The 20,774-nt window shown below is 67.7% G+C and carries 15 protein-coding genes; 6 read left to right on the forward strand and 9 right to left on the reverse strand.

Annotated elements, in window-relative coordinates; genetic code table 11:
* Nucleotides 1-4 precede the first annotated feature (4 nt).
* Both LVB87_RS13780 and LVB87_RS13785 read left to right on the forward strand, forming a co-directional pair.
* Entirely contained in the window at nt 5-1,693 is a 1,689-nt protein-coding gene (locus LVB87_RS13780; RefSeq protein ID WP_232898527.1) for an AarF/UbiB family protein, read from the forward strand.
* A gap of 44 nt (nt 1,694-1,737) precedes the next feature.
* Nucleotides 1,738-2,547: a ferredoxin--NADP reductase gene (locus LVB87_RS13785; RefSeq protein ID WP_232898528.1), complete on the forward strand. Its 810-nt coding sequence runs from the start codon at nt 1,738-1,740 to the stop codon at nt 2,545-2,547.
* On the opposite strand, the gene LVB87_RS13790 is transcribed toward LVB87_RS13785, so the two are convergent.
* Nucleotides 2,548-3,432, reverse strand: a complete 885-nt coding sequence (locus tag LVB87_RS13790; RefSeq protein WP_232898529.1) for a LytTR family DNA-binding domain-containing protein — start codon at nt 3,430-3,432, stop codon at nt 2,548-2,550.
* 155 nt (nt 3,433-3,587) lie between these two features.
* Here LVB87_RS13790 and LVB87_RS13795 point away from each other — a divergent pair, with 155 nt between their 5' ends.
* A complete protein-coding gene (locus LVB87_RS13795; RefSeq protein WP_232898530.1) occupies nt 3,588-4,790 on the forward strand; it encodes an acyltransferase family protein in 1,203 nt (400 codons plus the stop codon).
* Here LVB87_RS13795 and LVB87_RS13800 read toward each other — a convergent pair.
* On the reverse strand, nt 4,730-5,212 hold the full coding sequence (locus LVB87_RS13800) for a glutathione peroxidase (protein ID WP_232898531.1): 483 nt from the start codon (nt 5,210-5,212) through the stop codon (nt 4,730-4,732). The genes LVB87_RS13795 and LVB87_RS13800 overlap by 61 nt on opposite strands.
* Before the next feature lie 42 nt (nt 5,213-5,254).
* The gene (locus tag LVB87_RS13805; RefSeq protein WP_232898532.1) at nt 5,255-5,689 is read right to left on the reverse strand and encodes a CBS domain-containing protein; all 435 of its coding nucleotides are present in this window, start codon (nt 5,687-5,689) and stop codon (nt 5,255-5,257) included.
* 210 nt (nt 5,690-5,899) lie between these two features.
* On the opposite strand from LVB87_RS13805, the gene LVB87_RS13810 reads away from it, so the two are divergent.
* Nucleotides 5,900-8,035 carry a M3 family metallopeptidase gene (locus LVB87_RS13810; RefSeq protein ID WP_232900564.1) on the forward strand — a complete coding sequence of 712 codons (2,136 nt, stop codon included), beginning with the start codon at nt 5,900-5,902 and terminating at the stop codon, nt 8,033-8,035.
* 67 nt (nt 8,036-8,102) lie between these two features.
* On the opposite strand, the gene LVB87_RS13815 is transcribed toward LVB87_RS13810, so the two are convergent.
* Nucleotides 8,103-8,381: a hypothetical protein gene (locus LVB87_RS13815; RefSeq protein ID WP_232898533.1), complete on the reverse strand. Its 279-nt coding sequence runs from the start codon at nt 8,379-8,381 to the stop codon at nt 8,103-8,105.
* 125 nt (nt 8,382-8,506) lie between these two features.
* Between LVB87_RS13815 and LVB87_RS13820 the strand changes: the two genes are divergently transcribed.
* Complete coding sequence (locus LVB87_RS13820) at nt 8,507-10,795, forward strand: FdhF/YdeP family oxidoreductase (RefSeq protein WP_232898534.1); 2,289 nt, start codon at nt 8,507-8,509, stop codon at nt 10,793-10,795.
* 2 nt (nt 10,796-10,797) lie between these two features.
* Here LVB87_RS13820 and LVB87_RS13825 read toward each other — a convergent pair whose 3' ends face one another.
* Genes LVB87_RS13825 through LVB87_RS13835 form a run of 3 tightly spaced genes read right to left on the reverse strand, consistent with a single transcriptional unit; the run spans nt 10,798 to nt 17,235 of the window.
* Nucleotides 10,798-15,183, reverse strand: a complete 4,386-nt coding sequence (locus tag LVB87_RS13825; RefSeq protein ID WP_232898535.1) for a DEAD/DEAH box helicase — start codon at nt 15,181-15,183, stop codon at nt 10,798-10,800.
* Nucleotides 15,184-15,237: 54 nt separating this feature from the next.
* Complete coding sequence (gene cfa, locus LVB87_RS13830) at nt 15,238-16,362, reverse strand: cyclopropane fatty acyl phospholipid synthase (RefSeq protein WP_232900565.1); 1,125 nt, start codon at nt 16,360-16,362, stop codon at nt 15,238-15,240.
* Between the two features lie 42 nt (nt 16,363-16,404).
* On the reverse strand, nt 16,405-17,235 hold the full coding sequence (locus LVB87_RS13835; RefSeq protein ID WP_232898536.1) for a DUF3298 and DUF4163 domain-containing protein: 831 nt from the start codon (nt 17,233-17,235) through the stop codon (nt 16,405-16,407).
* A 148-nt stretch (nt 17,236-17,383) separates the two neighbouring features.
* Between LVB87_RS13835 and LVB87_RS13840 the strand changes: the two genes are divergently transcribed.
* Nucleotides 17,384-19,477, forward strand: coding sequence for a tetratricopeptide repeat protein (locus LVB87_RS13840; RefSeq protein ID WP_232898537.1), 2,094 nt, complete (start codon nt 17,384-17,386; stop codon nt 19,475-19,477).
* A gap of 93 nt (nt 19,478-19,570) precedes the next feature.
* Here the strand turns inward: LVB87_RS13840 and LVB87_RS13845 are convergent, their stop codons facing one another.
* Nucleotides 19,571-19,780, reverse strand: a complete 210-nt coding sequence (locus LVB87_RS13845; RefSeq protein WP_230525473.1) for a cold-shock protein — start codon at nt 19,778-19,780, stop codon at nt 19,571-19,573.
* A 234-nt stretch (nt 19,781-20,014) separates the two neighbouring features.
* Nucleotides 20,015-20,731, reverse strand: a complete 717-nt coding sequence (locus tag LVB87_RS13850) for a pseudouridine synthase (RefSeq protein WP_232898538.1) — start codon at nt 20,729-20,731, stop codon at nt 20,015-20,017.
* Nucleotides 20,732-20,774: the final 43 nt, after the last annotated feature.

Genomic DNA, 20,774 nt, shown 5'->3' on the forward strand with positions numbered 1-20,774 from the left:
CCGGATGAATGGGCACCATCCCGCCAGCTTCGCGCGCAGCGCCCAGATCCTGCGCTTCCTCCTGAAGTACCGCAGCGCGGGCGTGTTCACCGGCATCGACCTGGACACCGCGGCGCTCGGCACCGAGGTCCTCGTCGAACCGCAGATCGGGCAGCCGGAGGAATTCGTCGAGGACCTGGAAGCGCTCGGCCCGACCTTCGTGAAGATCGGCCAGGCGCTCTCCACGCGCCCGGACATGGTGCCGCCCGCCTACCTCGCCGCCCTGCAGCGCATGCAGGACGAGGTCTCGCCCATTCCGGTCGAAGCGGTGCGCGCGGTGATCGAGGACGAGCTGGGCGTGCGCGTGAGCAAGGCCTTCGCCGAGTTCGACGAAAAGCCCATCGGCAGCGCATCGCTCGCGCAGGTGCATCGCGCGCGTTTGCGCGACGGCCGCGAAGTGGCAGTGAAAGTGCAGCGCCCGTGGGTCAGCGAGATCGTGCGCAGCGACCTGGACACGCTCGCCAACGTCGCCGGCAAGGCCGATCGCATCACCGACATCGGGCGGCGCCTGCGCTTCGCCGATTGGGTGCACGAGTTCCGCAAGACGCTGCTCAACGAGCTCGACTACCGCACCGAAGCCGAAAACCTGGATCGCTTTTCCGAACACTTCGCCGGTTATCCGGAACTGTTCGTGCCGCAACCGGTGCGCGACCTGTGCGCCACGCGCGTGCTCACGATGGACCTGGTGCACGGCACCAAGGTGACCGCACTCTCCGGCCTGCGCCGCACCGAACAGGACCTGGGCCGCCTCGCCGAAGCGCTGCTGCGCGGGTACCTGGACCAGATGTTCGTGCACGGCGAAATCCACGCCGACCCGCACCCCGGCAACATGCTGGTCACCAACGACAACCGGCTCGGCCTGTTCGACCTCGGGATGATCGCGCACGTGCCGCCGCGGCAGCGCGAGCGCCTGCTCCGCTTGTTGTTCGCCTGCGTCGACGGCCGCGGTGAGGAAGCGGCCGGTGAATCGATCGCGATGGGCACGCGCCTGGGGGATTTCGACCACGAGCGCTACGTGCGCGAGATCGGGCAACTCGTCGCGCGTTACGCCGCGCATGCCGGATCGCAGGCGATGTCCGAAGGCCGCCTGGTCATCGAACTGGTGCGCATCGCCACCGCCTGCGGCCTGCGCACGCCGCCGGAGCTGAGCCTGCTGGGCAAGACGCTGCTGAACCTGGAACAGGTGTCCTTTGCACTGGATCCCGAGCTCGACGTGAAGTCGATCGTGGAGTCGCACATCCAGCGCGTGATGCGCGAGCAACTGAAGCAATCCTTCACGCCGGCCAACGTCGCCGGCGAAATGCTGGAGATGCAGGCCCTGCTGCGCGAGTCGCCGCGCAAGATCTCCGACCTGCTCTCGCTGCTCGCCGAGAACCGCTTCACCGTGCACGTCGGCAGCCTCGACGACTCGCAGCTGATGGAGAACCTGCAGAAGATCGCCAACCGCATCAGCGCGGGCGTGATCACCGCGTCCCTGATCCTCTCCTCGGCCCTGCTGATGCGCATCGAGACCCCGGGCTGGAAGCTGTTCGGCTACCCGGCCCTGGCGCTGGTGAGTTTCCTGCTGGGCAGCGGGGTCGGGCTGGCCCTGGTCTGGAGTGCATTCCGCCGCGACCACAAGGCCCGGCCGCGCGAGGAGCGCGGTCCGAGGTGAGCCCGGTTTAAAATCCGCGCTCCCCCCGCAACACCCGCCCCCGCATGTCCTCTCCCTTCGGCACGGAAACGGTGCTGGACGTCCGCCACTGGACGGACGCCTATTTCAGCTTCACGACCACGCGCGACGATGGCTTCCGTTTCGAGAACGGCCAGTTCGTCATGATCGGGCTGCCCGTCGAACAGGCCGACGGCAGCACGCGGCCGCTGATGCGCGCGTATTCGATCGCCAGCGCGAACTGGGAAGAGGAACTCGAGTTCTTCAGCATCAAGGTACAGGACGGGCCGCTGACCTCGCGCCTGCAGCACATCAGGGAAGGCGACTCGATCCTCGTCGGACGCAAGCCCACCGGCACGCTGCTGATCCACGACCTCCATCCGGGGCGCAATCTTTACTTGCTCGGCACCGGCACGGGCTTCGCGCCGTGGCTGGCGGTGATCAAGGATCCGGCGACCTACGAGCGCTTCGAACGGGTGATCCTGTGCCACGGCGTGCGCAACGCGGCGGACCTGGCGTACCGCGACTACATCGTGAATGCATTGCCGCGCCATGAATTCCTCGGCGAGCAGATCGCGAAGCAATTGCACTACTACCCGGCCGTTTCGCGCGAAGACTTCCGGGTTGACGGCCACGACCAACGCGGGCGCCTCACCGACCTGATGGACAGCGGCCGGATGATGGAACACCTCGGCCTCGACGCACTGGACCCCGCGCACGACCGCGCGATGGTCTGCGGCAGCCCGCAGATGCTGGCGGATTTCCGCGCGCTGTTGGATGGACGCGGGTTCACGGCCGCACCGCGCATCGGCACGCCGGGGCAGTATGTGTTCGAGCGCGCGTTCGTCGAAAAGTAATCAGCCCGCGGCGAGCGGGCGCAGCGCGTCGCGATACTTCCGGCTGCACGGCACCACCGTGCCGTCGCGCAGCACCACGCGCGCATCGCCCGTATCGAGCGGTTCGATCTCCGCGATGCAGTCCAGGTTGACCATGTGGCTGCGGTGCACGCGCACGAAGCGCGCGGGATCGAGTTGTTCTTCCATCGTCGCCATGGTGCTGCGCAGCGGGTAGTCGCGGCCGCGCACACGCAGGTTCACGTAGTTGCCCGAGGCCTGCAGCGCTTCGACGTCGTTGGCGGCGATCAGGAATTCCTTGCCGAGCTTGCGCACGAGGAAGCGTTCCGGCCGCTCGGTCGCCGCGGGCGCGGGCGTGTCGTCCGGCGGGGCGAGCACGCTCGCTTCGCCCTGCCAGCGGCGGAGGAACCAGCGCCAGGCTTCGATCGTCGCGACCATGGCGGCATAGCTGCGCACGTCCTTGAGGTATTCGTAGCCCCACTCGCGCAGCCAGTTGCCGAAATCGTAGTCGGCGCCGTTCAGGGCATAGGCGCCCTCGCGCAGCGCGACCATCCCGCCGACGTGGAGCGCCGACCAAGCGATGCTCCCGAGCAGGTGCAGCGGCAGCGCGCGCTTCCAGGTGTCGAAGCGGACCGGGTTCCAGCGGGTGAACCAGACCACGGCCGGCACGAGCGCCAGGCACACGATCGCGCTCGACCATTCCCACACGGCCGGTTCCCAGCGTTCGAAGTGCAGGTGCGCGCGCTGGATGTCGAGCCAGGTGACCTCGGTGTTGGCGATGGCGTTCAGTACGTAGCTGACCACCCAGAAGCCGACCTCGAAGGTGCGGCGCCACGGTTGGAAGCGATCCCAGATGTTGGGCGGCGGCAGGGCGGCGGTGGTCGACATGCCGCGCATTGTGGCCGAGCGGGACGGTGGGACGGCAGGGGTTCGTCCCACGGGTCCGCGGTTCGTCCCTCGCGGGGCCGGATTGGTCACTTCGCGCTGTGGCAGGCAGGCCCGGGGCGGGATGGTCGTTGCCACATCCACCGCGGACACCCGTCATGCAAGCCGCCCTGCCCAACTCCCGACGCCACGACATCGACGCCCTGCGCGCCATCGCCTTCGCCGCCCTGATCCTCTACCACTGGGGAATGCTCTACGTGGGGGGCGAGGACTGGGGCTGGCATCTGAAGTCGAGCTACACGACCGAAGCGATCCAGCTGCCGATGCTCGCGATGAACCGCTGGCGCATGGACCTGATCTTTTTGATCTCGGGCCTGTCGGTGCATTTCCTCCTCCGCGACACGCGCATCGCCCGCTTCATCGCCCTGCGCTCCTGGCGCCTGCTGCTGCCGCTCGTCTTCGGCATGTGGGTCGTCGTGCCGATCCAGCCGTATGCCGAAGGCGTCTCGAACGGCCTGGTGCAGCCCGGCTTCTTCGCCTTCCTCGTGCGCTACTACGGACATACGACCTGGCCCGCAGGCGCCTTCGCCGGCTGGGAACACGGCTTCACCTGGAACCACCTGTGGTACCTGGCCTACCTGTGGACCTACACCTGCGTGTTCGCGCTGCTGCTGCCGCTGCTCAAGCGCCTGCCGAATCCGCTCGCGCGCCTGCGCGGCCTGCACTTGCTGGTCTGGCCCGCGGTGCCGCTGATGATCGCCACGCTGCTGTTGCAGCCGCACTTCAAGGACACCGGCGACCTGGTGCACGACTGGTATCGCCACGCGATGTACTTCACCGTGTTCCTGTACGGCTGGTGGCTCGGCACGCTGGACGGTGTGTGGAATGAACTCGCCGGCCTGCGTCGCCGTGCGCTCACCGGTGCGATCGCGTTGTTCGGCTTCTACATCGCCTGCGCCACGCTGTTGCCCGAACCGATCGCCGATGCGATGCAGTCGGTCATCTGGATCCTGCGCAACCTGTATGTGTGGTGGATGCTCTGCGCGATCCTGGGTTACGCGCGCACCTACCTCAACCGCCCGTTCCGCTGGTTGCCGTATGCGACCGAAGCGGTGTACCCGTGGTACATGCTGCACCAGAGCCTGATCATCGCCATCGCCTTCGCCATCGTGCCGATGCACCTGGGCCCGATCGTCGAGCCCGCCCTCGTGTTGCTCGGCACCGTCGCGGGCTGCGCGCTACTGCACGCGATCATCCGACGCAGCAACCTGCTGCGCCCGCTGTTCGGCATGAAGCGTCGTCAGGCGAGCGCGGCTTCGATGTCCTTCGCGAGCGATTCGGGCGTGTCGGTCGGCGCGTAACGCTTCAGCACCTTGCCGTCGCGGCCGACGAGGAACTTGGTGAAGTTCCACTTGATCGCATCGATGCCGAGGAACCCGCCCTTCTCCTCTTTCAGCCACTGGTAGAGGGGATGGGCCTTGGCACCGTTGACGTCGATCTTCGAGAACAGCGGGAAGTCGACGTCGTAGTTGATCGAGCAGAAATTCTTGATCTCCGCTTCGTCGCCCGGTTCCTGGTGGCCGAACTGGTCGCAGGGAAAGCCGAGCACGACCAGGCCGCGGTCGCGATAGGTCTTCCACAAGGCTTCCAGTCCGGTGTACTGCGGCGTGAACCCGCACTGCGAGGCGACGTTGACGATCAGCAGCGTCTTGCCCTTGTACTCGGACAGCGTGCGCGCCTGGCCATCGATGTCGGTGGCCGAGAAGTCGTAGACGGTGGACATGGGGGACTCCGGGTTCCGTTTCTCCCGGAGTCTATCCCCTCGTCAGTGTTTCCGGCGCCCGGGCTCGGAGACTTGCTTGACGACCTGCGCGGTCTGGACGTCCTTGCCCGCCAGTGCGATGTCGGCGACGGACACGATGCCGGTCAGCTTGCCGCCGGCATCGACCACGGGAATGCGCCGAATCTTCGCCGATTCCATCAGCTCGGTCGCATCTTTCAGGGAGCTGTCTTCCCGCACGGTCTTCGCGGGCTTGGTCATCGCGTCCCCGGCGGTGGCGCTCATGGTGTCGCGGGCCTCGGCCACGATGCGCACGGTGATATCGCGATCGGTCACCACACCCACGGGCTGGCCCTTGTCGTCGACCACCGGGATCTCGCCGCAATCGTTGTCCACCATCATCCGCGCCACGTCGCGCAGCGGGGTGTCGGCGGTGCAACAGGCCGGGTTGCCGGTCATTACCGAAGTCACGTTGGCCATCTGCGTCCTCCTGTGTGCAAGGACCGCAGGATGGCGCCGGCCCGGTCCCCGGGGCGTGAACCCCCTGCTGAAACTGGGGCATTCACCCACCCTGACTCAAGGCATTCGTACGATCACGCGGCCTCGGGTAAATTCGCGGGTTTCCCCGTCCCGACGAGACCCGCCCCGATGAAGCACCCGCTCGCCTGCGCCGTCGCGCTCGCCCTCACCATGAGCAGCGCCCTCGCCGCGCCGCAGGCCCAGCCGCAAGGAACCGCCGTGTCCGCGCCCGCCACTGCCGCCAATCCCTTCTTCGCCGACAGCCCGCTGCCGCTGCATTACCCGGACTTCGCGAAGATCAAGGACACCGACTTCGCACCGGCCTTCGACCAGGGCATGAAGGAAGACCTGGCCGAAGTCGAACGCATTGCGAATGATCCGGCCGAGCCGACCTTCGACAACACCATCGTCGCGATGGAGAAAGGCGGACGCACGCTGACGCGCTCGACCACCGTCTTCTACAACCTGCTGGGCGCCGACAAGAACGACGCGCGCGAAAAGATCGACGAGAAGTACTCGCCCATCTTCGCCGCGCACACGGACGAAATCCGCCTCAATCCCAAGCTGTTCGCGCGCATCCAGTCGCTGTACGACCGCCGCGCCTCGCTGGGCCTGAACGCCGAACAGCTGCACCTGGTCGAGCGCTACTACACCGACTTCGTCCGCTCCGGCGCCAAGCTGAGCGACGCCGACAAGGTGAAGCTGAAGGACATCAACGGCCAGCTCGCCACGCTGGGCACGCAGTTCGACCAGAAGCTGATCGCCGAGCGCAACGCATCGGCAGTGGTGGTCGATACGCGCGCCGAACTCGACGGCCTCACCGACGCGCAGATCGACGCCGCGGCGGACGTGGCCAAGCAGCGCAAGCTCGATGGCAAGTACGTGCTCACCATCCTCAACACCACCGGCCAGCCGCCGGCGGCGCAGCTGACCAACCGTTCGATCCGCGAGAAGCTCTATCGCGCCTCGATGGCGCGCGGCAGCCGCGGCAACGAATACGACACCACGGGCATCATTGCGCAGGTCGTGAAGCTGCGTGCGCAGAAGGCCAACCTGCTTGGGTATCCGACCTGGGCCGCGTTCGTGCTGGAAGATGAAACCTCGAAGTCGCCGCAGGCCGTCAACGACATGCTCGGCAAGCTCGCCCCGCCGGCGGTGGCGAATGCGAAGCGCGAAGCCGCCGACCTGCAGGCGATGATCGACAAGGAACAGAAGGCCAAGGGCCAGCCGACCTTCAAGCTGGAACCGTGGGACTGGTCCTTCTATTCCGAGAAGGTGCGCAAGGCGAAGTTCGCGTTCGACGAAAACGAACTCAAGCCTTACCTCGAACTCGACAACGTGCAGCAGAACGGCGTCTTCTACGCCGCGCACGAGCTGTACGGCCTGACGTTCAAGGAGCGAAAGGACCTGCCGGTGTACGAGCCGGACGTGCGCGTGTTCGACGTGTTCGACAAGGACGGCAAGCAGCTCGCCATCTTCATCTCCGACATGTACGCGCGCGATTCCAAGCAGGGCGGCGCGTGGATGAACTCCTACGTCGACCAGTCCGCGCTCACCGGTTTCCTCCCGGTCGTGGCCAACCACCTCAACATCACGCGTCCGCCGGCGGGCCAGCCCACGCTGCTGACGTGGGATGAAGTGACCACGATGTTCCATGAGTTCGGCCATGCGCTGCACGGCATGTTCTCGAACGTCACCTACCCGCGCTTCAGCGGCACCTCCGTGCCGCGCGACTTCGTCGAGTACCCCTCGCAGGTCAACGAGATGTGGGCCGACTGGCCGTCGGTGCTCGCGAACTATGCGAAGCACTACCAGACCGGCAAGCCGATGCCGAAGGAACTGCTCGACAAGGTCGTCGCTGCCGGCAAGTTCAACCAGGGCTTCGCCACCACCGAATACCTGGGCGCCGCGATGCTCGACCAGAGCTGGCACCAGATCTCGCCCGAGCAGGCGCCGCCTGCGTCCGGCGTGATGGCCTTCGAAGCCGACGCGCTGAAGAAGGCCGGCCTCGACTTCCCGCCGGTGCCGCCGCGTTACCGCACGCCGTACTTCAGCCACATCATGGGCGGCTACTCGGCCGGCTACTACGCCTACATCTGGTCGGAAGTGCTCGATGCCGACTCGGTGGAATGGATGAAGCAGCACGGCGGCCTGACGCGCGCCAACGGCGACCACTTCCGCGACACGCTGCTCTCGCGCGGCGGCACCAAGGACGCGCTGGACCTGTTCAAGGATTTCGCGGGCCGCAGCCCGGACATCCAGCCGCTGCTGAAGCGTCGCGGCCTGGATACGCCGGCGAAGAAGTAATCGCTGGCAACGTTGCAAAAGAAAAGGGCCGCGCAAGCGGCCCTTTTCCGTGGAAAGCGGCGGTCGCTCAGGCGACGTTCGACATCGTCACCGGCTGGTCGTCGCAGCAGCAGGCATCCTTGCTCAACTTCGCGTACTGCCAAGCCGAATGCGCTTCGTCGCGCACCTCGTTCCACCCCAAAGCGGATTTGCCGCGCACGCGGTTCCAGTCGCTGGCCATCTGGGGTTCGACGTTCTGCCATGTCAGGCCGGGATAGAAGCCGGTGGCAAGCTCGCCCAGTGCACGAGCGCGAGCGGAACTGACCTCGTCGAGTTCGCGAGGCGGCGCATTCAGATGGATGACCATGGAGGAGCGGACTCAGCAACGGGGGATGGCGCGCAGTGTTGGCGCGCGCATGTAACCGCTGAGTGAAAGGCAAACCCTTGATTCGCCGGGGATTCCTGTTCATTTTCATGAGGTCGTATGCTCGCTTGCATGAAACGTCGACCTTCCCCTACCCGCACCCGGCCGGCGGCCGCGGCGCCATCCGCGGCTCGGTGCAAGCCTGGGCGCGCCAGGGCATCCCCATGAAGCTCGTGGGTTCCTTCCTCGCGGCCAACAAGGTGCACGGCTTCGACTGCCCGGGCTGCGCTTTCCCCGACAAGACCGGCCGCCCGCTCGTGGACAGCTGCGAGCAGGGGCAGAAGGCGATCGCGTGGGAGATGACGCGCAAAGCGGTGGGCGCGGAATTCTTCGACGGCCGGACACCGGAGGAATTGCGCGCGCTCGGTGATTTCGAACTGGAGTTCCAGGGACGACTCACCACGCCCGTCCTGCACGAACACGGCACGTTCCGCGCGATCGGCTGGGACGAGGCATATGCGATCGCCGCGCGCGAACTGCTCTCGCTCCCGCCCGCCTCTGTCGCCTTCTACGCGTCCGGCCGCAGCAGCAACGAAGCGGCCTTCCTGTGGCAGCTCGCCGCGCGCACCTACGGCAGCGCGCACCTGCCCGACTCCTCCAACTTCTGCCACGAGCCTTCTGGCTTTGCGCTGAAGCAGAGCATCGGCACCGGCAAGGGCACCTGCACGCTCGAGGATTTCGAGCATGCTGACTTGTTCCTCGTCATCGGCCAGAACCCGGCGAGCAACCACCCGCGCATGATGCACGCGCTGCACCAGGCCAAGAAGCGCGGCGCGACGATCCTGGCGATCAATCCGTTGCGCGAACATGGCTTCACCGACTTCTCGGATCCGAAGGACATCGGCGAGCTGCTGCGCGATCGCGGCATCGAAGTGGCCGATGCGATCCACCAGGTCACCATCGGCGGCGACCTCGCTGCGCTCAAGGGCGTGATGAAGGCGTTGCTCGAGATGGAACGCGCGGCGCCGGGCACGGTGTTCGACCATGCGTTCATCGCGGCGCATACCGAAGGCGTGGAGGCCTTGCTCGCCGACCTCGATGCGAGCGCTTGGCCAATGCTCGTCGCGCGCTCTGGCTTGCGTGCAGCGCAGATGCGCGACATCGCCGAACGCTACGCACGTTCGAACGCCACGATGATCACCTGGTGCATGGGCCTCACCCACCATCCGGAAGCCGTCGCGACCATCCAGCAGATCGTCAACCTGCTGCTCCTGCGCGGCAACATCGGGCGTCCCGGCGCGGGCGCGATGCCGGTGCGCGGACATTCCAACGTGCAGGGCGACCGCACGATGGGCGCGACCTCGACGGTCACCACCGCCTGGCTCGACAACCTGGAAGCGACCTTCCCCGGCGCCCCGCTCTGCCGCGATGCCGGACTCGATGCGGCCGGCGTGCTCGAAGGCCTGTTCGACGGACGCATCCGCGCGATGCTGTCGCTCGGCGGCAACTTCGGCGTGGCCGCACCGGATTCGCCGCGCGTGCTCGAGGCCTTGTCGCGCTGCCGCTTCACGCTGCACATCGCGACCAAGCTCAATCGCACGCACTGTTATCCGGGGGAAGTCGGATTGTTGCTGCCGACCTTGGGGCGCACCGACCGCGACCTCCGGCCCGGCGGTGAACAATGCATCTCGACCGAGGATTCCTCGAGCACCGTGCGCGCCTCGCGCGGCGTGCAGACGCCGATCAGCGAACTTCAGCGCAGCGAACCGGCGATCGTGGCCGAACTCGCGCACGCACTCGGATGCGCGCCGTCCGTGCCCTGGGAGGAATTCGCACACGACTATGCGGCGATCCGCGATCGCATCGAGCGTTGCCAGCGTGGCGTGACGGCGGGATTCGAGGCCTACAACGATCGCTTGCTGCGCGATGGCCGTTTCGCATTGCCGAACAACGCCGCGCATCGCCTGTGGAATACGACGACGGGCAAAGCGCGCTTCCTGGCGCATGCGATGCGCGACGACACGCCCGTGCAACTCGCCCGCCATCGCCACGGCGACGCTGTGCTGACGCTGATGACGATACGCGCGCACGACCAGTTCAACACCACGGTGTACAGCGCCGACGACCGCTACCGCGGCGTCGCGGGCGATCGCCGCGTGGTGTTCTTCAACGCCGATGACCTCGCCGCGCGCGGCCTGCGCGACGGCGATCGCGTCGACGTCGAAACCCTCGTGGACGACGGCCACGTGCGCCGCATCACCGGCTTCACGGCGCGCGCCTGGGATATCCCGCGCGGGTGCTGCGCCGCGTACTTCCCGGAAGCCAGCGGCCTCATCGCCGCGAGCGTGTTCTCCGACGGCAGCCGCACGCCGCTGTACAAGGAGATGCCGGTGCGCGTGGAGGCCCACGCCGCCTGAACCTACGGCGCGTGCGACTCCGGTGACGGCGTCGCCATGCCCGGAATGCCGTGCAGTGCCGGATGCTCGGGCTCGCGGAGCAAGGTGCGGCGCCACTGGCGTTGTTCGTCGAGCGAGGCCGGCGCGTGCCAGTCGAGTTTGCCGGCGACCCACGTGGCCACCACGATGCCGTCGCGATACAGCACGCGCGCTCCGAGCAGGCGCGGCACCTTGTCGCCGGTCAGCACGGTGCCGACGAGATTGAGCGGATCCAGCGCCGAGACGGCGACCAACGTGTCGTCGTGCGGGCGCTTGCGGACCGCGCGCATCGCGCCGATCGCCTCGGGCAGCGCGAACTGTTCGCCCGACAGGCCGGCGATGAACCGTCCGCCGCGGATTTCGCCGCGCGCTTCGAGGCGGTGGTAGACGCGGAGGAGTTCGCGCCAGGGCGGGAGCCAGGCGGCTTCGCGTTCGAGCAGGCGCCAGCCCACCACGCCGTAGCGGCGCAGCAAGGTGCGGGCGATGTGTTCGATGGATTCGGGGGATAGCGCCTCGGTGGGTTCGGACGAACGACGCGTCAAGGTCCAGCGCCCGGCATCCTCGATGCCGAACAGCGAGGCGCGACGATGACGTCGGCCGCTGAACGCCGACGGTCGCTTTGACTGCGGGACCAGCAATGCACGCAGGCCCGCGAAGCTGTCGCAGTGCACGCGGCCGCGCGCGACGAGTTCGGCCAGCGCGTCCTCGAGTTCGGTGCGCAGCAGGTGCGCGCCGCCGACGAGTTCGTCGAAGAACGAAGCGCCGTGCTCGCGCAGGTAGTCGGCCACTTTCTCGGCGCGCGAGGACAAGGGCGGATCCTCGTCCTTGCGTTGCGCGGCGGCCTGCGTCCACGTGGCGAGCTGGCGACGCGGCAACAGCACGATCGGCGTCGCGCGGACGGGTGCGGTGCGGCCGCCGTGCGCATCCGACGGGGCATTGCGCAAGCGCGCCCAGGTCGTGCGGCCCGCGGTGCACAGGTCGTCGAGCCAGGCGATGGAGTAGTCGGCCACGCGCGTGGGCAGCAGGTCCGATTCCCAAGCGGCGGCCGGGGCTTCGAAGCCTTCGAGTTGCGCGACGACGCCGGCGAGCGCTTCGGGGCCGCTCACGCGCGCGGTCGGCGAGACGCGCTGCCAGTCGAAGAGGAAGCGCATGTAGTCGCGCGGCTCGACCGGTTCGATCTCGCGGCGCAGGCGACCGATGGTGTAGCGATGGATGCGCGCGAGCAGGTGGCGTTCGCACCACTCCTCGCTCGCGGGTGCATCCGGACCCGAGGTGAAGCGGCCGCGCATCACGAAGCCTTCGGATTCCAGCGCGAGCAGGGCCATGTCGATGTCGGCAGGCGGCAAGGCGAGCGACGCTGCCATCGCCTGCGCCGTCACCGGGCCGAGGCCCGTGAGGCGCGCACGCACCAACGCGAGTGTCGCTTCTTCGCGCGACCATTCGCGCGCGTAAGACGCGGGCACCGCGATCGTCGGTGACATCGCAGCGTCGGGATGCAGCGCCTGCATCTGCGGCAGGCGTTCGGCGGCCCACCACAGGCCCTCGCCCGCTGCCACGCGTGTCGCGCGTTGCGTTTCGGCCAGGGACTGCAGCAGCGGCATCCAGCCGGAAGTGCGCGCCTCCGCTTCGGTCACGCAGCCCAGTCCCATCAAGGCTTCATGCATCTCGTCCGCATTGCGCGCATCCGGCCACGCCTGCGCGCGGACCTCCGCGATGGCGTCGAGGTCGAGGCGGCCGAGATCCTCCGCCGAATCTGCATCCGCGTAACGACGTGACATCACCGCCTGCGTGCGACGTTCTTCCAGCGGCGCGTCGTCGAGGAAGGCATACGGGCGTGCGTTGAGCGCTTCGGCTGCGAAGGGCGACGGCGCAGTGAGGTCGCGCGCGACGACTTCCACTTCGCCCGATTCCATGCGACGCAGCAACGCCAGCCACCCGTCGGTATCCATCGCTTCGTGCAGGCAGTCGTCCAAAGTTTGCGCGACCAGCGGGTGGTCGGGCACCTCGCGCTCGCCCACCAGGTTTTCCGCGCACGCCACCTGGTCGGGAAACACGGTGGCGAGCAGGTCCTCGGATTTCATGCGCTGCAGTTGCGGCGCGACCTTCTTGCCGCCGGTGAAGCGCGGCAGCGCGAGCGCGGTGGTCGCGTTCCAGCGCCAGCGCACGCCGAACAGCGGCGCATCGAGCAGCGCCTGCACCAGGATGTCCTGCGCGGAGTTCGAATGCAGGTAATGCGCGACCTCGATCAGCGGGAAGCTGTGGCTGGTCGAGAGCGACAGCACGATCGCATCCTCGGTGGCCGCCGCCTGCAGTTCGAAATTGAACTTGCGGCAGAAGCGCTTGCGCAGCGCCAGGCCCCAGGCGCGATTGAGCCGGCTGCCGTAGGGCGAATGGAGGATGAGCTGCGTGCCGCCGGATTCGTCGAAGAAGCGCTCGAGCACGATGCGATCCTGCGTCGGCAGCGTGCCCAGTGCGACGGCTTGGCGCGCGATGTAGTCGGCGAGCTGGCGTGCGGCGTGTTCCTCCAGTCCGACGTCCTCCATCAGCCATTGCGCGGGGTCTTCGGCGGCATCGATGCGCTCGGCCAGCGCGGCGCGCAGCCGCGAAACCCCGTGCGAGAGCTCGTCGGTGCGACCCGGCGCTTCGCCCAGCCAGAACGGAATGCTCGGTGGCGCGCCCTGCGCATCTTCCACGCGCACGCGGCCCGGTTCGATCTTGAGGATGCGGTAGCTGGCGTTGCCCAGCTGGAAGATGTCGCCGGCCAGGCTCTCGATGGCGAAGTCTTCGTTGACGTTGCCGATGACCTGCGCCTGCGGTTCGAGCAGCACATTGTAGTCGGCGGTGTCGGGAATGGTGCCGCCGGACATGATCGCGGTCATGCGCCCGCCCGCGCGGCCACGCAGGCGCTTGTGGACCGCATCGCGATGCACATAACCCGCGCGCGTGCCGCGGCGGGTGGTGAAACCTTCGGACAGCATGGACAAGGTGTCGTCGTAATCCTTGCGCGACATCGACGCGTAGGGCCATGCGTTGCGGAACAGGTCGAACAGCGCGTCCTCGTCCCATTCCTGCGCGCTGACTTCGGCCACGATCTGCTGCGCCAGCACGTCCAGCGGTGCGCGCGGGAACTGCAGCGCATCGAGTTCGCCACGGCGCACGCAATCCAGCAGCGCCGCGCATTCGGCCAGGTCGTCGCGCGATTGCGGGAACAGGCGACCCTTCGGCACGCCGCCCACGTGGTGGCCCGAACGGCCCACGCGCTGCAGGAACGCGGCGATCGCGCGCGGCGAACCGAGCTGCACGACCAAGTCCACGTCGCCGATGTCGATGCCCAGTTCGAGCGAGGCCGTGGCGACCAGCACCTTCAGCTGGCCCGCCTTGAGGCGTTGCTCCGCGTCCAGGCGCAGTTCCTTCGCCAGGCTGCCGTGGTGCGCGGCCACGTGTTCCTTGCCGAGCTTTTCGCCCAGGTGGCGCGCGGCGCGTTCGGCCATGCGGCGCGTGTTGACGAACACGAGCGTGGTGCGGTGCTGTTCGACGAGCTGCGCGATGCGCGCGTACACCTCGTCCCATTGTTCGTTGGACATCACCGCGCTGAGCGGCGTCTGCGGCACTTCCAGCGCCAGGTCGCGCTCGCGCGTGTAGCCGATGTCGACGATGTCGCACTCGGGCGTGCCGTCGGCGGCCACCTTCGAAGCGCCGACCAGGAAGCGTGCGACCTCATCGATCGGCTTCTGCGTGGCGGACAGGCCGATGCGCGTGAGGCGTTTGCCGCACAGCGCGTCGAGGCGTTCGAGCGACAGCGCGAGATGGCTGCCGCGCTTGGTCGCGGCCACGGCGTGGATTTCGTCGACGATGACGGTGCGCGCGGTCGAGAGCATCGCGCGGCCCGATTCGGAACCGAGCAGCACGTAGAGCGATTCGGGCGTGGTGACCAGGATGTGCGGCGGCGACTTGCGCATGCGCGCGCGTTCGCCCTGCGGCGTATCGCCGGTGCGCACCGCGGTGCGGATGTCGACGTCGGGCAGGCCGAGGCGTTCGAGCTCTTCGCGGATGCCGGCGAGCGGCGCTTCGAGATTCAGGTGGATGTCGTTGGACAGCGCCTTGAGCGGCGAGACGTAGACGACCTGCGTTTCATCCGGCAGTCCGCCACCCTGCCCCTCGCGCACCAGCGCATCGATGGCGGCCATGAAGGCGGTGAGCGTTTTGCCCGAGCCGGTGGGCGCGGCGACGAGCGTGTTGCGGCCCGCCTCGATGGAGGGCCAGGCTTGCACCTGCGCTTCGGTGGGCGCGGGGAAGGTGCGCGCGAACCACCCGGAGACTGCCGGGTGGAACAACTTCAGGACGTCGGCGCCCATACCGATTCGGTGCATGCCGCGCACCTTGCCACGCTCCGGTCGCAACTTGTGAGACGACACGGCCGCTGGTCAGCGCGGAGCCACGTATCCGCCGGGCACGCCCCGCGGCGAAAGGACGAGTTGCCAAAGCTGAATGGCCCGCGCCCGGAAACTGGCCATCGATGCGGACAGGTAGAACCGCCACATGCGCCGGAAGCGCTCGTCGTAGCGCGAAGGCAGCGTGTCCCAGGCGCGCTCGACGTTGGCGCGCCAGGCCTGCAGCGTGCGGTCGTAGTCGGTGCCGAAGTTGTGCCAGTCCTCGATCACGAAGCGGCCCTCGAGCGCGGTGGCGATCTGCTTGGCCGAGGGCAGCATCGAGTTCGGGAAGATGTAGCGCGCGATCCACGGATCGGTGTGCGCCACCGACTCGTTGTTGCCGATCGTGTGCAGCAGGACCAAGCCGCCGTCGGGCGCATCGTCGGCGAGGCAGCGGCGCGCCACGTCGAAGAACTTCGCATAGTTGCGCACGCCCACATGTTCGAACATGCCGATGGAGAAGATGCGGTCGAAGCCGCCGTCGCTGGCATCGAGCTCGCGGTAATCCTGCAGCCGGATCTCGATCGGCAGGCCTTCGCAGAGCATGCGCGCGAGCTCGGCCTGTTCGCGCGAGACGGTGACGCCCACGCCGCGCACGCCGTAGTTCTGCGCGGCGAACTTCAGCGCCTCGCCCCACCCGCACCCGATGTCGAGCACGCGCATGCCCGCGCGCAGGCCGAGCTTGCGACAGACGAGGTCGAGCTTCGCTTCCTGCGCGGCATCCAGGTCCTTCGCCTCGCGCCAGTAGCCGCAGCTGTACACCAGGCGCTTGCCGAGCATCGCGCGATACAGGTCGTTGCCGAGGTCGTAGTGGCGTTGGCCGACTTCGAAACTGCGCGATTCCGATTGCAGGTTCTGCAAGCGCGCGCGCAACGCGTCCCACGCGGCGCCGAGGCCACGCACCTTCGCTTCGGCGCCCACGCGGATCAGGCGGAACAACATGCCGTCGAGATCGTCGACGTCCCATTGCCCGTCCATGTACGACTCGCCGAGCCCCAGCGAGCCCTGCGTGAGCACGCGGCCGTAGAAATGTTCGTCGTGGATGCTCGGATCCCAGGGGCGCCGGCCCCAGGCAGCGGGCGTCGTGCGCGCGTCCGGCCACACGTCGGCCTCGTGCATCAGTTGCAGGATCCGTTGGCGGAACGGATGCGCCGACATCGGCTAACCGCCGCGGAACAACCCACGGTAGGCCGGCGCGACGTGCGGCAACAGCACGTCCGCGGGCACGTCCACCGTCTGCGTGCCATCGGCGTAAGGGCCGACCTGGTAAGGCGGGAACACGAAGCGCAGCGCGTCGATCTTCCCGTCCGCCCCGAGGCGCGGCTCGAACTCGGAGAACGCATCGGCCGTCGGCCCCGTGCCCTCGTCGATCATCTGGACGGCCTGCTTGAGCATGTCGGCGCGGTCTTCGGCGGGCACGTCGTCGGCGTCGATGCGTTGCGACAGCGCGGTATGCAATTGCTCGCGCACGAAATCGGAAATCACCTGCCAGCCCGTCGCATCGGGCACGAGTTCCTCCGCGGTGAGCTGCACGTTGTGCTGCGGCAGCCAGACGAAGCGCGCGATCAGCGGCGAACCGTGCGCGCCGCCGGTGTACAGGCTCCCGTCGGCGGCGATGGCGATGATCGCCGGCGTGTTCACCAGCGTGGTGTACGACAGGCTCAATTCGTAAGGCGCGGTGGGCGTGTCGTTGCCGAGGCCGTCGACCGCGTCCATCAGATCCTTGCGCGAGGCATCGGCGTAACGCTTCAACGCAGCCGCCAGGCCCGGATGCGCCGCCGCTTCCTTCGGATAGCTGATGCCGATGACGTAGCGCGGCGTGGTTTCCACCACGTCGTGCAGGCCACCGACGCTCGCGGCCGACGCGGGCGCGACGGCGGTGCTCGCCGTGGCGGGCGCATGCGGCGTGGTGGTGGCGGGTGCGGGTGCCTGTCGCTGGCAGGCGGCCAGCAGCAGCACCGACACGATGGCGAGGGCGGAACGACGCGTCATGAGGCAATCCGTTGGCTCGGGGTCGCGCGCAAATTATCGCCGGGCGCGTGACGCCGGGATACACCTTCCGATGCCCGTTCGAGGCCGCCCGGCTGACCGAACGACGCCCCGCTCCCCGTTCTGTGAAGCGACGGAGCCGGAGCGACGGGTGTCCTTCTTCGAAGAACTCAAGCAACGCCGCGTCATCCGCGTCGCGACGGTCTACCTCGTCGTGGCCTGGGTCGCCATCCAGGCCGCCTCCATCGCGCTGCCTGCCTTCGACGCGCCTCCGTGGACCCTGCGCTTCGTCATCCTATTGTTCGCGCTCGGGTTTCCCTTGGCCCTGCTGCTCTCCTGGGCGCTGGACGTGACGCCCGACGGCCTGCGCTTCACCGCCGGCAAGGTCGGCAACAAGCGCATGGCGACCATCAGCCTGGGCCTGGTCGTGCTCGCCGTCGCCTGGTACTTCCTCGGGCAACCGGCCTTCCGCGGCGGCACCAAGGCCCCCGAACGCTCCATCGCCGTGCTGCCCTTCGTGAACATGAGCGGCAACGCGGCGAACGATTACTTCTCCGACGGCCTGGCCGAAACCACGCTCGACATGCTCGCCCAGGTGCCGGACCTGAAAGTGATCGCACGCACTTCCTCGTTCGCGTTCAAGGGCAAGTCGACCGACATGCGCGAGATCGGCCGCCAGCTCGGTGCGGCGCACGTGCTGGAAGGCAGCGTGCAGCAGGCCGGCGACACGGTGCGCATCACGGTGCAGCTGATCCGTGCGAATGATGGTTCGCACCTGTGGTCGAAACAGTTCGATCGGCGCATGACGGACGTGTTCCGCATCCAGGACGAGATCGCGACCTCCGTCGTCGATGCGCTCGCGATGCAACTCCCCGAATCGACGCAACGCCGCCTGGTGCGCAAGCGCACCGACAATGTCGCCGCGTACGACGCCTACCTGCAGGGCATGGCGCTGATGCCCAAGCGCGACGTCGGCGACATGCGGCGCGCGCTGGCGTACTTCGAGCAGGCGATCCGCATCGATCCGAATTACGCGCGCGCGTATGTCGGCGCGCACGACGCGATTCATCTCATCGAAAACTACGGCAGCATCACGGATGCCGAGCGCAAGAAGGAACAAGCCTACCTGCAGCAGGCACTGCGGCTCGCGCCGGACCTGGGCGAGGTGCAGGTGGCGCGCGGCGTCTCGCTGGAAATGGCCAACGACGTGGACGGTGCGGAAGCGGCGTATCGGCGCGGTGTCGCACTGGCGCCCGGGTACGCAACGGGCTGGCAATGGCTCGGCGAGCTTCTGTCCGCGGGCCAGGGCCGCTATGAGGAAGCGCTGCCGATGCTCGCGAAAGCGCGCTCGCTCGATCCGCTCTCCCCCGTCATCCGCGGCACCTATGCTTTCTCCCTGGGCCAGGCAGGCCACCTCGACGCAGCACTCGCCGAAAGCAACAAGCTCATCGCCGACACCCCCGAGGTCGCGCGCAGCTACGACGACCGCAGCGTCATCCACACGATGCACGGCGACCTCGTTTCGGCGCTTCGCGACCTGCAGACGCAGGACGGGCTCGCGCCGGACGCTTACGCCTTCCGCTCACACCGCTGCTACGCGCTGATCGATTTCGGTGCCCTCGATGAGGCCGACGCATGCCTGCGCCCGCTCGCGGCGCACGCACCGGATGCCGCCGCGATCCTCTTCGCCCAGGCGCGCCTGGCCTACCTGCGCGGGGACTTCGCCGCGGCGCAGGCTTTGCTGCGACGCACGCCCAAGGAGTACAGCGAGGCGTTCGACGCGGGGATGTCGCTGCTCATGGGGGACCCCGCGCCCTTGATCGCGGTGGAGCGCAAACAAAACCCGCGTTGGTTCGATGCACCGCCCGCGGCTGTGTATTCGCCGAGGGCCAACGCTGCAGTGCAGACCGCGGCGGCGCTCCTGCGCTCCGGCGACCGTGTTCGAGGCGAGGCGCTCATGCGGGCCGCGATGGCGTCGGTGGCCGATCGCCCCTATCCCGCCGTCAACGGTGGGCGCGGATGGCTGGAAGTGGAAGGCCACGAACTCCTTGGCGAGCGCGACGCGGCCGTGCAGGCGTTGCAGCGCGGCGTCGACGCCGGCTTCTTCCAGCAGATCGCCGACATCGATGCGGATCCTTTCCTCGCAGACCTGCGCAAGGATCCGCGCTACGACCGCATCCTCGCGCCGGCGCGCGCAAAAGCCGCCGCGCAGGTCGAAGCGGCACGCAAGGCCGGTCTTCTCTGACGCCCGAAAACAAAAAACCCGGCCGAGGCCGGGTTTTTCGATCGGGTGCGTCCGGTGCGTTGCCGCGCCGGATGCTCCGCGAAGCAGGGGCGATTAGACCGCCTGGACTTCGTCGGCCTGCAGGCCCTTCTGGCCCTGCACAACCTTGAACGTGACGCGCTGGCCTTCCTGCAACGACTTGAAGCCGGTGCCCTGGATGGAGCGGAAGTGCACGAAGAGGTCCGGGCCGGATTCCGGCGTGATGAAGCCAAAGCCCTTGGCATCGTTGAACCACTTGACGGTGCCGGTCTGACGATCGGACATGGGTATTACTCCTTGAAAAACAGGTTGGATGATGCACGACCACCATAGTGGCCGCGACTGTCTAGCAAGGGGTAAGACGCGAACGATGTAGCGACCGCAGACACGAGGTCCTTGATCTACCGCATCGGGCCACGATGTACCGTGATCCCGCTTGGAACAGTGGGCGCACCTTACCCTACTTTGCCCCGGAAGTGTGAATACGCAGAGGGAACATTCACGCAGCCGTCGAGGGCATCACCATTCCGTGCGGCCCGGAATCAGGCCCCGGAGCTCCTGGTCGGTGAGGTTGCGCCACTGCCCGACCTTCAAATGGGCGAGCTTCACGTTGCCGATCCTCACGCGGATGAGGGTCTTCACGCGGTGCCCGAAGTGGGCGGCCATGAGGCGGATCTGCCGGTTGAGGCCCTGCACCAGCACGATGCGGAACCCGAAGCGGCCGAGCTTGCCGGTCTTGCACGGCAGGGTCAGCTGCCCGTGGAGGGGCACGCCCTTGGCCATGCCGCGCAGGAATTCGTCGGTGACCGGGTGGTTGATCGCCACCAGGTATTCCTTCTCCAGCTTGTTCTCGGCGCGCAGGATCTCGTTGACGATGTCGCCGTTGCTGGTCAGCAGGATCAGGCCTTCCGAATCCTTGTCCAGGCGCCCGATCGGGAAGATGCGCTGCTCGTGGCCGATGAACTCCACGATGTTGTCCTTCACCGTGGTTTCGGTGGTGCAGGTGATCCCGACCGGTTTGTTCAGCGCGATGTAGACGTGCTTGCGCTTGCCGGGCCCCGCAGCGGCGCGGGCCTTCAGGGCCTCGCCGTCGACCAGCACCGTGTCGCCCTCGCCCACTTCGGCGCCCACGCGCGCCCGCACGCCGTTGACCTGCACGCGGCCCTCGGCGATGAGGCGGTCGGCTTCGCGGCGCGAGCAGGCGCCGGTGTCGCTGATGAACTTGTTGAGGCGCATGCGGGGAGCCGGGGGACGGGCCGCGCATTGTACCGGCGCGGCC

The organism is Lysobacter sp. KIS68-7 (assembly GCF_021284745.1).
In the GTDB taxonomy this organism is placed as follows: Bacteria; Pseudomonadota; Gammaproteobacteria; order Xanthomonadales; family Xanthomonadaceae; genus Noviluteimonas.